General features: G+C 45.7%; 13 protein-coding genes. 7 read left to right on the top strand and 6 right to left on the bottom strand.

Annotation, left to right across the window (positions count from 1 at the left end; genetic code table 11):
* The first annotated feature begins 4 nt into the window (after positions 1-4).
* Positions 5-790 carry a hypothetical protein gene (locus tag ACX0G9_RS17950; protein ID WP_459066322.1) on the top strand — a complete coding sequence of 262 codons (786 nt, stop codon included), beginning with the start codon at positions 5-7 and terminating at the stop codon, positions 788-790.
* An 18-nt stretch (positions 791-808) separates the two neighbouring features.
* Here ACX0G9_RS17950 and ACX0G9_RS17945 read toward each other — a convergent pair whose 3' ends face one another.
* The 3 genes from ACX0G9_RS17945 to ACX0G9_RS17935 all read right to left on the bottom strand — a co-directional run bounded on the left by ACX0G9_RS17945 (position 809) and on the right by ACX0G9_RS17935 (position 2707).
* Positions 809-958: a hypothetical protein gene (locus tag ACX0G9_RS17945; RefSeq protein WP_459066321.1), complete on the bottom strand. Its 150-nt coding sequence runs from the start codon at positions 956-958 to the stop codon at positions 809-811.
* Positions 959-1136: 178 nt separating this feature from the next.
* Entirely contained in the window at positions 1137-1811 is a 675-nt protein-coding gene (locus tag ACX0G9_RS17940) for a phosphatase PAP2 family protein (RefSeq protein ID WP_459066320.1), read from the bottom strand.
* An 8-nt stretch (positions 1812-1819) separates the two neighbouring features.
* Positions 1820-2707, bottom strand: a complete 888-nt coding sequence (locus ACX0G9_RS17935; RefSeq protein ID WP_459066319.1) for a diacylglycerol/lipid kinase family protein — start codon at positions 2705-2707, stop codon at positions 1820-1822.
* Between the two features lie 26 nt (positions 2708-2733).
* Between ACX0G9_RS17935 and ACX0G9_RS17930 the strand changes: the two genes are divergently transcribed.
* Positions 2734-3753: an App1 family protein gene (locus ACX0G9_RS17930; protein WP_459066318.1), complete on the top strand. Its 1020-nt coding sequence runs from the start codon at positions 2734-2736 to the stop codon at positions 3751-3753.
* Between the two features lie 54 nt (positions 3754-3807).
* Here the strand turns inward: ACX0G9_RS17930 and ACX0G9_RS17925 are convergent, their stop codons facing one another.
* Together ACX0G9_RS17925 and ACX0G9_RS17920 are read right to left on the bottom strand one after the other, a co-directional pair.
* Positions 3808-4230, bottom strand: a complete 423-nt coding sequence (locus tag ACX0G9_RS17925) for a response regulator (protein WP_459066317.1) — start codon at positions 4228-4230, stop codon at positions 3808-3810.
* Positions 4230-8285: a PAS domain S-box protein gene (locus tag ACX0G9_RS17920; protein ID WP_459066316.1), complete on the bottom strand. Its 4056-nt coding sequence runs from the start codon at positions 8283-8285 to the stop codon at positions 4230-4232. Before ACX0G9_RS17920 ends, ACX0G9_RS17925 begins: the two co-directional genes overlap by 1 nt.
* Before the next feature lie 201 nt (positions 8286-8486).
* Here ACX0G9_RS17920 and ACX0G9_RS17915 point away from each other — a divergent pair, with 201 nt between their 5' ends.
* From ACX0G9_RS17915 to ACX0G9_RS17905, 3 genes are all read left to right on the top strand, one after another.
* Complete coding sequence (locus tag ACX0G9_RS17915) at positions 8487-9116, top strand: response regulator (RefSeq protein WP_459066315.1); 630 nt, start codon at positions 8487-8489, stop codon at positions 9114-9116.
* Between the two features lie 289 nt (positions 9117-9405).
* Positions 9406-10605, top strand: coding sequence for a GAF domain-containing protein (locus ACX0G9_RS17910; RefSeq protein ID WP_459066314.1), 1200 nt, complete (start codon positions 9406-9408; stop codon positions 10603-10605).
* A 128-nt stretch (positions 10606-10733) separates the two neighbouring features.
* Positions 10734-11786 (top strand): sensor histidine kinase, encoded by a 1053-nt coding sequence (locus tag ACX0G9_RS17905; protein WP_459066313.1) that lies wholly within the window; start codon positions 10734-10736, stop codon positions 11784-11786.
* A 79-nt stretch (positions 11787-11865) separates the two neighbouring features.
* Here ACX0G9_RS17905 and ACX0G9_RS17900 read toward each other — a convergent pair whose 3' ends face one another.
* Positions 11866-12759, bottom strand: coding sequence for an OmpA family protein (locus tag ACX0G9_RS17900; RefSeq protein ID WP_459066312.1), 894 nt, complete (start codon positions 12757-12759; stop codon positions 11866-11868).
* A gap of 230 nt (positions 12760-12989) precedes the next feature.
* Here ACX0G9_RS17900 and ACX0G9_RS17895 point away from each other — a divergent pair, with 230 nt between their 5' ends.
* Together ACX0G9_RS17895 and ACX0G9_RS17890 are read left to right on the top strand one after the other, a co-directional pair.
* Positions 12990-13685 carry a helix-turn-helix domain-containing protein gene (locus ACX0G9_RS17895; RefSeq protein ID WP_459066311.1) on the top strand — a complete coding sequence of 232 codons (696 nt, stop codon included), beginning with the start codon at positions 12990-12992 and terminating at the stop codon, positions 13683-13685.
* Between the two features lie 13 nt (positions 13686-13698).
* Entirely contained in the window at positions 13699-14616 is a 918-nt protein-coding gene (locus ACX0G9_RS17890) for an NADP-dependent oxidoreductase (RefSeq protein ID WP_459066310.1), read from the top strand.
* The last annotated feature ends 122 nt before the right edge of the window (positions 14617-14738 follow it).

The following is a 14738-nucleotide window of genomic DNA, read 5'->3' as shown; positions in this document are numbered from 1 at the left end:
AAATATGCTTATTATAAACAGATTGCCAAAAAAGGGCTGGGGGGTTATACCGCTGCCTGTCCTCCTGTTTGTCTCCTTTTCATTCTCTTTCTTTATCTCTTTCCAAAGTTTTGCTCAAAAACCAGCGGCTTTGGAATTGGAGAAAATGCCGGTTGATCTGGAGACTGACTTTGCCTTAAGCGCCCTTCCTCCACATCTGCGTGACAGCGCTACCGTTTATCTGATGGACCCGGCCAGGGGATACTATATTGCTCGTCAGGGATCCAACGGCTTCATTTGCTACATTGTCCGAACGGAATGGCAATGGAATGAATCCAGGCAGGATCTGGCTTCTCCCATCAGTTTTGACGCTGAAGGCGCGAGGGCCATTTTCCCCGTCGACAGAGACGTAGCGGCCATGCGGGCATCTGGAAAATATTCTGCCTTACAGATCAGAGATTCTATAACTGACGGGTTCAGGAAAGGAAGATACAATGCCCCGGCCAGAGCAGGTATTTCATACATGCTGGCGCCTCTTATGCGCACCCATCCAGGCGGGACGGACAATTTCGATGTTGTCACCATGCATATGCCGCATTATATGTTTTATGCACCCCATGTGACTAATGCAGACGTCGGCACGACACCGGGGCATGGCCCGATGTTGCTGAATGAAGGGCCACATGGATACCTGATTCTTTCAGCTAATGAGAAGGAAAAAGCAAAAATACTGGCTGATGGAGAAGGACTCCTGAAACGCCTTATCGCTTATAAAGCCTATTTCAAGGTTGAGCCGGAGATGCATCATTGAATGATGGGGGGCAATAAATTACTGGAAATTTGCCGCATCCAGGTTAAAATAAATATCTTTAAAGATATCTCCTTTTTTATGAAATACTTCTTTGGAAAAGGAGGCCGATTCAAACCTCCCGGAGATATCCTCATGCGTCACCAGGATCAGGGTTTTTTCGTTAGACACTCTTTGAACTTCCCCACCCTCGACAATTCATTGGGGAACTTTCGGGCCTTTGTACGCAATCCAACCTGTTGGAGCAAGCCTGCGGCCCGGTCGCGTCTTTTTGACGGTGGAATACTATTCACCAATTCAATGGCAAATAAAAGGTTATTCATAGCCAATAGTGTAGGCCTGTCGATAATTAGTGGTTTGTCTTAAACTCCTTGCGGGAAAATTTTTTTAAAACCCAGAACGACAGGATCACCCAAGTGACTCCCATGCACAAACCACCGATGACATCCGTTGCAAAATGAACGTTAAGGACGATCCTGCTCAGTCCGATCATAAGGGTAAATAAAGACAACAGGAAGATAAGTACCCATCTCCAAACGGGCCGGATCGTGGAATTCCAGATAAGATAGCCCAATATGCTGCAAAAGATAAAGGAAGAAAGCGAGTGACCGCTGGGAAAGCTATAGGAAGTGATGCCTTTAATAACAGGCAGCTGGGGTCTTTGCCGGTGGAATATACTTTTTAACCCGACCATCAATCCAAAACTGCTCAACGCGATAATGGATATGTTCACGACATAAGGATATTTCCTTTTGAACAGGAAATAACCCACTAATAGTACATAAGCGGGAATAAGAAAGCCGGAAGATCCGAAAAAAGTGATAGCACGCATCGTATCGATCAAGGCAGGGTTTGAATGATTGGAAATAAATGCACTTACACTCTCATCGAAGGCATCTTCGTGTTCATAGACCGCTTCATGCGCTATAATGGCGAACGCACCCAGTGATAATAAAAAAAGAAGGGATAGAACCAGGACTTTCAAGGAGATTTTTTTTACCCGGTTTTGTACATTACTATTCATGGCGAAATCTATTTACTGTTGCGTGGGACAATTATTTCCAGGGCTGCAGGAAGAAGGGTGGCTTGGATCGTATTTACTTTTCCCAAATATTCCCCGTCTACCTGGAAATGAACTTTTTTTCGCGAATTAAGGGATAAAGACCGAACCTGGAAGGATTCTGTTTTCGCAGGATCATAGGGCCGGTGGCTAACGGTCATTTTAAAGATTTCATTTAGGGAAATTTTTCTAACTACGATAACCTCAAATAAAGCATCATCGAGTTTGCTATCCGGGTTTATAAGCGCACCAGAACCATATTTGGTGGCATTCGCCACAACGACCATAACCGCTTGCCTTTTTATGGACTGATTATCAAGCTGCAAGTCCACCATCATCAGCGGACGGTCCCATAATACCTCCCAGGAGGCCTTCCAATACCCCCACATCCCCCGGCCTGGGGTTGACTGGAACTTTTTAACGACGTTGGCATTGAAACCGATATCGCTGAGATGAATGCACCACTCTTCGTTAATTTTAGTCAAATGTATTTTTTTAGTGAAGCCCGATTCGATAATGGACAGGGCCTGGGAGGGATCCTCCGGTATGCCCAATTCTTTAGCCAATCCATTAGCGGATCCGGCCGGCAATATGCCCATGGGAATGGCAGTTTGCAACAGGGCCTCAGCTACCAGTTTGACGCTTCCGTCCCCTCCTGCAACAATTACACGCCCGGGATTAAACTCTTCTATTTTTTGCTTTAACAGTTGAATAGTACAGGAGTCTGGCAGCGTGAACAATTCAAGGGTATATCCCGGGGATCGAAAATGATCCCGTATCACCGCCGGCCAGTCTGTGGTATTATTCCCCGAGCCCGGATTAATTATAAAAAGTAAGTTTACATTAGCGGTATCTTTCATCTATCCATAAAATTTAAGGAGAGGTAATGCCTCGCCAATTAAGTATGTCGACTTCTTCAAAATACGATAAGGCAACGGTCAAAATATATCCTGGTTACGGGCATAGCCACAATTTACTTATTTATGGGCACGTGTTTGCCCATAAAGGGGTATCCCGTGACAAGTATACGAATAATCCCTTATCCAATATGATCCATTTAATCAGGCTGTTCTTAATCAAACCGTTGTCCGGAGTAAATATTCAATTGGCCTGGAATAATCAATTGCTGACGGCGACTACGGAAAAGGACGGGTTTTTTAAATTTGAATGGAAATCGGATGTTGAAATGCCTGCGGGTTGGCATCCCGTCATCATCAACCTGATGGATGGAGAAAAGAGCGCGGCCCGCAGTGAAGGAAAGGTATTTATACCTCATGTCGCACAATATGCCTTTATTTCGGATATAGACGATACCGTCCTGATTTCGCATTCCTCTACCATCCGGAAAAGATTACGGGTATTATTTACCAATAATCCCCACACCCGAAAAGCATTCACCGATGCAGTCCGGCATTATCGCTTATTAGCGATGGGCCATGCAACGCCGGGGGTTCCCAATCCGTTCTTTTATGTTTCAGGCAGCGAATGGAACCTGTATGACGACCTGCATGAATTTTTCATTCATAATAAACTGCCGGAGGGAGTCTTTCTCCTTAATCAACTCAAACGATGGTTCCAGTTATTCCGAACAGGTAAAACCAATCATGAAGGGAAATTATTACGCATCGTAAGAATACTTGAAGCCTTTCCGAAACAGCAATTCGTCCTGCTGGGGGACAATTCTCAACATGATCCGGCCATTTATGCTTCGATCCTCGGTAAATACCCGGATAGGATTTTTGCGGTCTATATCCGAAATGTGTATGCACGAAAGGAGACGGACAGCAGGGAGCAATTAACGGAAATGGAAAAAATGGGCGTTCATACCTGCTTTTACAAAGATGCCGGGGAAGCCATTCGACATTCCCTGCAGATCGGTCTGATTGCAGGGATTAGTTATGAATGACCCAGAGCAATGAATGAGTAATTCTTCTTTATAACTTATTGGCAGGGTAGAATCCTACTTATTGGGAACAGAAACAATATTGATCCAGAAATCCTCAATCTTCGACATCGCTTTTAAGAAATCGCCGATATCAATCGGTTTGGTGATATAACAATTGACATGATTCCTGTAGCTTTGCAGTATATCCTTTTCCGAGGATGATGTCGTCAGCATAATAACAGGTATGCTGCTATGTTTTTCGTGATTTTTAATGAATTTAAGGACTTCGTGCCCGCTTACTTTGGGTAAATTAACATCAAGCAGAACAATATTGGGCTTCGACGCATCGTCGGCTAAGTTTTCGAAAAAACGGATCGCTTCCTTTCCGTCCCGGATGACCTGTATTTCGTTTATCAGCTTGCTTTCTTCAAAAGCTTCCCTGGTAAGAACAATGTCCCCCTCGTTATCCTCTACGAGCAGAATATTAATTGGTTTCATCAGACTAGGTGTTTAGGTATCGTAAAATGGAAGGCTGAACCTTCGCCCTCCTTTGAGCTGACCCATATTTTGCCTCCCATATATTCAATGATTTTCTTGGTTATGGCCAGGCCCATGCCTGTACCGTCATATTCGTCCCTGTAATGCAGACGTTTAAATATAATAAAAATCTGGTCAAAATATTCGGGATCTATCCCTATTCCGTTATCGCTGACAATAAATTCAAAAGCTATTTTTCTTTCAACACATGATATTTCAATAACCGGGGCTGAGCCAGATTTCTGATACTTTAGTGCATTGTCTATCAGGTTTTGGAATACCTGCCTTACAGGGGATTTATAAATGCTCATTGCCGGCAGGCCGCTAAAATTCACGCTGGCATTCGATTCTTCTATTTTTCTACGGAACAGGATCAGTATTTCTTTAATGAGATTATTAAAGTCTACAGTCTCCAGTTCGTCCTCCGTCCGCCCCACCCTTGAGTATTCCAGCAGGTCCAGGATAAGCTGCCGCATCCTTTTAGCGCCGTCTGTAGCAAAGTAGATGTATTGTTTTGCTTTTTCATCCAAAACGCCGCTATACTTTCTTTCTAGCTGTGTCAGAAAACTGGTTACCATTCGTAGTGGCTCTTGCAGGTCGTGCGAAGCCATATAGGCAAACTGCTCCAGTTCGGCATTGGAGATTGCCAGTTCTCTGGCCTGTTGCTGCAAATTTTCGTTCAACTGATTCAATTGCGCTAAAGATTTTTGTCTTTCTGTTATATCAGTGGCGATGGCTATATAGGCTTTAGCACCTGAATAGTAAATCGAAGCAATCTGAATTTCAACATTAATTAATTCACCATTCTTTTTTTTATGGATCATTATCTCGCGGGAAATAATATCATTTACTTTCAAAGTTTCAGCAACCGAACGAAGTAGGTTAGGTATTTCTTCAACCGGCCTTATTTCATTTAAAGTCATCGATAAAAAGTCGTTACGGGTATAGCCATAATGAACGACAGCTGCATTATTAATGTCTAAAAAACGTAAAGTGTTAACGTCGACAACCCACGCCGGCAACGGACTAAAATTAAACAGTTCGCTATACCTTTTTTCTGACAGCTCCAGGCCGGCGTTCGATATAGCCAGTTCCCTGGCCTGGTTTTGCAAATCCTGGTTCAACTGTATCAACTGCTCAATAGCATTTTTCCGTTCGGTAATGTCTATAACCGAAATACATAGACCGATTACTTTTATACCCTGATTGATCGGTTTTACATTGGCCAGAAAGTGCGTATAGGCGCCATTTTTAAAGTAAGATGTTTCATAATCTTCAGATCTGTTTGTTTGAGACACCCGCTCGTATATCGCAAGTGCATTTTCTCTCTTTTCGGGCAGAAGCGAATCGGCAAAATTATCGCCTACTTCCAATTCCGAACCTGCAATATGCAGGTAAATATCTTTCATGTTCTGGTTGAGGGCTATAATATTGTATATAGCATCAAGCAGCAGGTATGCTACATCAGTAGTGTCGAAAATTGATTTCAGATTGGCTTCTGATCTTTTCAGCTCATCGTACACTGCTTTTCGTTCAGTAATGTTAACCATTGTTCCGATCAGTGCAGGCGCTCCCTGGTACAATGTCGAACCGCCCAATATTTCATACCACAGCGGCCCGGCGTTCTTTTGTTTTATACGCGCCTCATACCTAACCGTTTTAATGCCTTCCTTTATTCTGGCATCAACAATGTCAGTAACGAGTGCCAGATCGTCAGGGTAAATAAACTTGTCGAATGGCATCCCTATGATCTCATCTTCCGTATAACCGGTCTCTTCGATAACCATTGGGTTTACATACACCAGCTTATTGTTCTGGATAATATACACACCAACTACAAAGTGTTCGACCAGGTCTTGGAATCGGGTTTGTGACTCAATTTTCCCGGTGATATTTTCTACCTGTGCAACAAGGTACAACGGCCGCATATCTTTATCCTTTATTACCGACACATTAAGATTGATCCAAACTATGCTTCCGTCTTTATGAATATTTCTTTTTTCCATGCGATACGTATCAGATTCATCCCGCAAGACGCGGTCCTGGGCAGCAAGGTCTTTTGCCAGGTCCTCCGGATGGGTAATTTGCAGAAAGGTCATCGACGTGAGCTCATCCTCTGAATAACCCAGCATCTCGCACAGCGATCTGTTTACTTTGAGCCATCTTCCCATAGAGTCTTCTTCGATTGAAGTAAGCCCCATGCCGATCGCCGAGTCTTCAAAAGCCCTTCGGAACCTATTTTCTGACTCCACCAGTTCCTCCCGGTTGTGAATATGCTGTACTGCGAGCGACAAACTGGCCGCCAGGCGATTTAGCGTTGATACTTCATGTTCGTCGAATGCATTGGCTCCTCTGGAGTAAATGATTAAGGCTCCGCTTTTATCGTCGCCGAGGTTGAGAGGCAATGCGGCCGAAGAACGGATGCCAAACGTACCTGCATTTTTTAGCCATTGGCCGAAATAGGTGGAATTTGCAAGGTCGTTATTAATAACAGTTTTCCCCGTGTTCAAAACGATTGCCGTTGGCCCGTTAGATAGCTCCGGGTCATCGAGCACTATTTTTGCGCCAGTCAAATACTCTGTATCGCCAACTGCTACGAGGACCGCCACTGTTTGATCGGCAGTGCCGGCGTCTGGTTTATGGCATATCCATGCCAGTTGATAGTTTCCAACAGTTACAATGCAATCGCATACTTCCTCGTAAAGCTGAAGTTCGTCGCTGGCGCGTAATATGATATCATTTATTTTGTTAAGAAGGGTGAGCTCACGGTTATAACGCGCCAGGTTTTGTTCCGACAACATCTTTTCGGTTACGTCCTTGTAGCTATATACTATGGCTTTAACATTCTCGTCATTCAGCAAGTTGCGGTAGGTCCCCTCGATCTGTATATAACTACCGTCTTTGTGTTTTATACGGTGCTTCTGATGAATGATATTGCCAGGGTTACTTATTAACTCTCCAAACATTTTATTGCCATCCGCCCTGTCGTCGGCATGAATAAGCTCAAGACCATCAATTTTCTGCATCTCGAAAAAAGTGTAGCCAAGTATTTTTTCTGCCGAAGGTGTTTGATACAAGACCTTACCCTCTGCATCTATCAAGATAATGGCATCAGAACTTGTTTCGATCAGTGTTCTAAAATATTTCTCACTTTTTATCAATTGGTCGGTCTTTTCGTCGATTATTCTGTTGAGCTTACCAGGTTCCAGAACTTTCCGGTAAACTGCAAGGCTGGCAATAAAGGAAAGTAAAATTCCCAAACCCACTAATTCGTAGGGAAATTTAGCTGAAGCATAACCATTGCTGTAACTTATGCGCAGCAACCAGTCACCTTCAGGTATCTCAATATCAATATATTCACTTTTATTAGCAGGCTTTATATCAGACAATGCGAAGCTTAGGGTGTCTTTCTCCTGAGCTTTTAGTAATTGATAGGCAAACTTCGCCTTGTCAGCATTAGCCTCTGTCGGTTCAAGCGCTTTTCGTACGACAGACAGCCGGGTCAATACCGTTGCGACCGCCTTAACCTTGTTATCCACGAGGATAGGCACCTTGCCGAGGATCCCTGTATCGCCAAAACGCAGGCGCCTGGGCCCGGCAAAGTAAATTTCCTTTCGGTTTACAGCACGCGTTTCTTCGGCTTTGCGCGTTGGGTCAGCATTGACATTAGTACCAATGGTGTTTTTATAAGCCGAATCCGGGTAAACATTTTTTACAATGCCGTTCTCGGTAATCTGCAACACCTGGGCGTAGCGACTATTTTTTATTATTTGGCTGGCTATGCTGTCAAACTTATCGGGTACGCCGTATTGTTTATAAATGATCGCGAGGGTATTGGCGGCAGCCAAATCATTGAAAAGGATATTCCGGAAACGGTCTTTTGCTGCAGCAGCTTCATGTATCAGTTCGTCCGTCTGCTGCTGTTTCGATATTTTGTACTGTTGGTAAACCAAAAATTGGGTAAGTGCCATCAGGACGATGAACACAGTGGCAAATATCAATAATGGTTTGGACATATCGACAAGAAAGTTAACAAAGGTTAAGCAATTATGCGAAAAAAACAGCCAATTCGACACAGGCAGGGAACATAAATTGCGCCGGAAACCTGTTCGATCAATAAGAGGTATCTTTCCTCTTTTTTCTCTTTTTGCTGATATTCGAGTTATATTTATATATTGAATTTTATCCGGCCTGACATTTCTTAAAAATTTTGGCAAATGCTAAGAATAATGATTGCAGACGATCATCCTATCGTCCGCCAGGGCTTGGAGAAAGTTTTGCGGAAGGAGTATCCATCCGCTATCATTGAACAGGTTGCCTCCGGCGACGATTTGATCAAAAACGTAATAAAATTTGACTGGGATTTGATCATTTCCGATATGACCATGCCCGGTACCAACGGTTTGGAGGCCTTACAGCAAATCAAAGGATTCCGGCCACAATTGCCCATACTCATTTTGAGCATGCATCCCGAAGAGCAATATGCCCTAAGAGCGCTGAAGGCCGGCGCCTCCGGGTATCTGAATAAGGATATGATGGCCGAAGAGCTCATTGCAGCTACCCGTCGCGTCTTGATGGGCCGGAAATATATAACGCCTTCGATTGCCGAAAGACTTGCCGAGGTCATGAATGACGACCACTCCAGGTTACCCCATGAGCAATTGTCCGACAGGGAATTTGAGGTGTTAAAATTGCTTGCAAATGGTAAATCCCTGACAGAAATCGGACAACTGCTTGCCGTTACAGCAACGACGGTAAGTACCTATCGGGCCAGAATTCTGAGTAAAATGGGCTTTAAAACCAACGCGGATTTAACGCGTTACGGTATCTCCAATAATATCATATAAATTACTTATAAATCAATTTGTTAGATCCGCAAACTCCCTGAATAATAAATCTGGCTGACCCCACCACGACTGGGGATGAATCTCCTGCCGACAGGGCCCGTGTCGTCGAATAGCGACAAGCGCTGCTTAAAAAACAATACATGAGATTACTATTATCCACTATTTTTTTTGGGGTTGGATTGTAATTTCTTTGCAGTATCAAAAGAGCAAGTAAAAAGACGAAAAACCAACTATATAATCTCTGAAGCCCCGTTAGTCCGTACCCTATTCAAAACCGTCCTAAGATCCTATGAAAATTCCTGCCATTCCCCAAAACGAAACAGAAAGGCTCAATGATTTGGCCCTGTACAGGATATTGGATACCCCACGGGAAGCAAAATTTGATGACCTGGCAAAACTCGCGGCCAGCGTCTGCGGAACTCCCTTCTCTTTAATCACTTTTGTAGATTCGGAAAGGCAATGGTTCAAAGCCAGCGTTGGACTAAACTTGCCCGAAACGGAAAGGCGGTTTTCCTTTTGTGCGCATGCCATTTTGGGGAACGAGATCTGCCTTGTTCCCGATACGCTGGAGGATGAGCGGTTCATAGACAATCCTTTCGTCGTCAAAGAGCCGGGAATTCGATTTTATGCAGGAATTCCGCTCATATCTTTCCGGGGTAATAGCATCGGTACCTTATGCGTCCTCGATACGGCTCCAAAGGAGATAAATCCGCAGCAACAATTTGCCCTCCGGGTTATTTCGGACCAAGTTGTCAAACAATTAGAGCTTAGCCGTTCGAACCGGCAATTGCAGCGCGTATCGATCATGCAGGACCGGCTATTGACTCTTTTGGTGAAGGACTTTAAAAGTCCGATTTGCTCGGCAGGAACGCTCCTGAATGTGCTACAGGATGACAAAGGGGATAGAAATGCCTTGCAGACCATCATAAAAAAGGCCGCTGCGGAGTTCGGCTCGAACCTGGATATCCTCGACAACCTGGTGGAATGGGCAAGGGTCTATCAGGGTCTACCAGGTTCTAGCCAACCAGACGAGGACTTCGTTAAATTTATTACCGCCATTTTCGGCTTTTTGGAAAAGCAGGTATTTTACCGCAACTATCGCTTCTGCCAGACCCTGGAAAATTCACCTATTCGTATTGCCGGTTCAAACGGGCTGACATTTGTCATCCGGAATATTATTCATTGGCTTTGCGAAAGTGCCAGGGACGGCAGTATAGTCGTCCAGAGCTTTTCAGAACAGGATTCCCGGATTGTGATCAACATAAGGCTTGTGTCGATGTCGATATCCGATCAGATGGTAGATCGTATTGACAAATTTAACGGTAATGGTGTTTGGCCTGAAAACACGAATGCGCCGATCGAAGGGCTTCGACTCTTCCTGGCGATGGACATACTTAAAGAAATGGATGGGAGCAAGATGGCTTATTTCGACGGTGAAAACACCGTGGGGGTTGAGTTGATAGCGAAAGATATACATCACCTTAAATAGATTGGGCCGGATACTTCGGCTTTTCCCTTAATCCTGCGCCGGGCGATATTTTTTTATTATTTCTTTGCTGGAAGGCATAAAATGGCGTAAATTAATGCTCCACAACCACTAAGGCAATTTTCCTTCCTATGCAAGTCGCCAAGGGATTAGATATACTTATTGTTGAAGATAATCAAGGAGATTGGTTCCTGATTAAAGAATATTTATCAGAGTTTTTTTCAGAGGATATGATCGTTTGGAGCAAGTCCCTGGCTGAAGCCATCCTGCGCCTGGCTGAAAGGAGCTTTGATATAATTCTGCTGGATCTTTCCTTACCGGACAGTTTGGGAACCGCGAGCGTTGAACGGTTGACGCCCTGGTGCGGGGACTCGCCTGTGATGGTATTGACCGGCTATTCTGATGAAATGTATGCGAAGCAGAGCCTGAAATTAGGCGTTCAGGACTATTTGGTGAAGGACGACCTCAGTGCCACCCTCTTATTCAAGGCCATTTATTATAGTATTGAAAGGAACAACGCAAGGATTAAGGCGGTCATGGATGGGAAGCAAAAGGCGATGGAAATTTCAGAAGCCATCATAAGTGCTCAGGAGAAGGAACGGCTGGAATTCAGCATTGAACTCCATGATAACATTAATCAATTATTGGCTACCAGCAGGCTCTACCTGGACTTGGCACAGAAAGAAAAGGAGAATGTAGGATCTCATCTGGGTGAAGCCGATAAAATATTGAAATTGGCGATCGATGAAATAAGGAGCCTCTCCCATGCTCTTGCGTCTCCCAGCCAGAAGGGCATGTCTTTTGAGGAGGCGATAAGGGAATTGATGGAGAGATTTGCAGCCAGCACGGGGGTAAAGTTTATTTTGAATCTGCAGGGAATAAGTTCCCGGAAATCCTCTGAAAAGATCTTTCTGAATATTTTCCGGATCGTCCAGGAACAGCTTAATAATATCCTGAAGCACTCGCACGCCGATACCGTGGAAATCCATATTGAAGGCAGTAAGAGCTATATAGATTTAGCCATCAAGGATAACGGAGTCGGTTTTGATACAAATAAGAAAAAGAACGGCATCGGACTTGAAAATATCCAAACCAGGGCGGCTATGTTCAACGGCAATATGCAGGTCATCTCTGTGCCTCCAAATGGCTGCCTGATAAAAGTCAGGTTTGCACAAGAGAGTTGACCCCTGCCTGAACGATGGTATTACCATAAACGCCCCGTACATCGTACAGGGCGTTTATGGCGTTTAAGACAGCCAGGAACTAAAGGTCTGGCGTCTGCAATAATTTATACAACTCATCCAGTTTAGGGGACAGGATAATATCCGTTCTCCTGTTCAATGCCCTTCCGGCAGGACTGCTGTTGGACTGAACGGGGTCATACTGGCTATGACCGGAGGCAATCACTCTGACTGGGGCAACCTTATAATCGGTAGTGAGGATCCGCACGATCGAGGCGGAACGGGCCAGGCTGAGGTCCCAGTTATCCTGATATTTCCCCCGGATGGGAATTGAGTCCGTATGTCCTTCGATACCGACGGTAATATCCGGATTCAGGTTCAGGACTTCGGCCAGTTTTCCAAGCGCTTCCTTTCCTTTGGGATTTACTACTGCGCTACCAGAAGGGAAGAGCAAATTCTCCTGAAGGCTTACATACACTTTTCCGTTTTTAACGGCGACGGATAACTCATTCGATTTGAAACCGACCAGGGCGTCTGTCATCTTATTGCGGATTTCCTCGATCGCTTTTTTCTGTTTATCCATCAGCGCCTGCAGATGTTCCAGCTTCACCTGCTGGTTGATCAGGTCCTGTTTGCTTTTGCTTAAGAGAGATTGTTTGGCGGCGGCATCGGCCAGCAACTGGCTGTTTTTGTCCTTCAGATCCGTTATCTGACGGGAAAACCCGCCGATCTGTTTATTTAAACCTTCGATTACCTGTGCCTGGGAATCGATTTTTTGACCCTGATCGACCCCTTGTTGGGTGAGGCGGGCAATAGTGCCCTGTTGATCCTTTACCTTATTTGCCAGTAAGGCACTATCATATCTGGCCGAGGATAATGCCTGCTGGGCCTCATTGAATTTCTTGGTGGGCACGCAGCCTGTAAATGCGAAAAATCCTGTGACGATGACGCCCAGGACTGCCTTAGTTTTTGTCATAATGTGAGTGTTTAATGAGCCTGTTTGCGCAAAGGTTTTCCTTTGCAAATTGTTTCGCGGCAAATATAACGGCCGTGGCTAATTATACCCAATGCGGCCCAAAGAATTTTTTCCTGGCCACTGCTAAGTGCAAAACCGAACAAATGAGTCCGTTTTTGACATAGATGAACGGTATCCATTACCTTTGACGCGATATGATCTCCTTTCTCGCCCGTCATTCCGTGGTAAATGTGCACTACCACCAATGCTTTCAAATCGTTGTCAGCCTGAGGAACACCTTTGACAGCGTCATAGACGGCAGAGCATACCAGGGTCTCAACGGATTTTTTGTGAACCAGTACATTACTCACGCCTGCCAGGCGAAGGACACGGAGGCACTGGTGTATTTTATCGATGCGGAAAGTTATCAGGGCCGGCAGCTAAAGGAAATGCTGGATGGTAAACCCTTTATACCGATCGACGCTATTGCTGACATCACGCATACGGACATGACGGACATGGTGCTTTTCGCGGAGGACTTGCTCAACCGGCTGCTGCCGGGATTATCTTCCCAACCCCGCATCGACGACCGGATCCGGGAGGCCCTGGCGTACATCGATGACCGCCTGGAAAATCCGCTCGTGTTGGATGAGGTCGCTGGCCGGGTCTTTCTGTCTGCTGAGCGCTTCCGCCACCTGTTCGCCCGGGAGACTCGTGTTTCTTTTTCGCAGTATGTTCTTTGGAAACGCATCAAACAGGTCATCTTCCAGGTGCTGCAGAACGGCCTGCCCATGTCCACCGCCTCGATCCAAAACGGCTTTACCGACCAGGCTCATTTTACCAGGATGTTCCGCCGGACCTTTGGGGTTTCCGCCAAACAGCTGCTCAAGAACAGCCGCTACGTACAATTCCTTACGCCCTATGTTAAGGTAGCTTTGCCTTCATAAAACAATAATGTTTATGAAAGCTATACAAATTCCCTATTATGGAGGAGCAGAGGTGCTCCGACTCGTCGACATTGACCGTCCCATACCACAGGACAAAGAAGTTCTCATACAAGTAAAGGCTGCTTCCCTGAATCCCATAGACAGCAAGATCAGGAACGGTTATTTAAAAGACAGCATACCGCTGCCGCTGCCCCTGGTGCCAGGCTGGGAGGCCTCCGGTGTGGTAGCCGAAAGCCGCCTTGACGGTTTCAAGCCCGGAGACGAAGTGGTTACCCGTGTACCTTTTCAGCGTGGAGGCGCCTACGGCGAATATATGATCGCGGGCGATGGGGAGGTTGTTTCCAAACCCAGGGAATTGTCCTTTATCGAAGCCGCTACCTTGCCCATTGTGGCCGGTGCTGCGTATACCCTGTTGTACAAAATCGCCTCCGTCAAAGCAGGGGACCGTGTCTTTCTGCTGGGTGCAGGAGGCTCTGTTGGTTTGTATGCCTTGCAAATGGCCAAAACCCTGGGCGCGACCGTTATCGGCACCGCCACTGGCGAAGACCTGGACATACTCCGCGGCTTGGGTATCGATAAGGTCGTGGATTATACCATACCCGGCTACCTGGATGGCGTCCGCGACATCGATCTGGCGCTCGATTTTGTCGGAGGGTCAACGCAGGAAGCATTGATGGCTGTTGTCCGGAAAAACGGATTGCTGCTCTCCACCGTCAACCCACCCTCCGCCGACAAAGCTGCTGCGGCAGACATACGTGCCTCCTTTGCCGCGACAAACCTCGACCGGACCGTGATGGAAAAGGTGCTGGAGTTGACGGCCCGTGGTGGGATAAAGGTCCGGATCGGAAAAGTCCTGCCGCTCGCGCAGGCCGCCGAAGCGCACCGATTGATGGATGAGAGCGCCGTAGCCGGAAAAATCGTGCTCGTGTGACTACCAGGCAAACGTTAATGATAGGTTACCTACTGATTGATCAGAAACGCCATGAAATACCGGCTTTTCCCTCCAGGAAAAAAAATCCACAAAATGAGTATTATCCTACCTTTTTGAATGTA

It is taken from the genome of Flavitalea flava (assembly GCF_054461575.1).
Note: the sequence above shows the minus strand (reverse complement) of the source record. Positions and strands in the feature narration are given on the sequence as shown.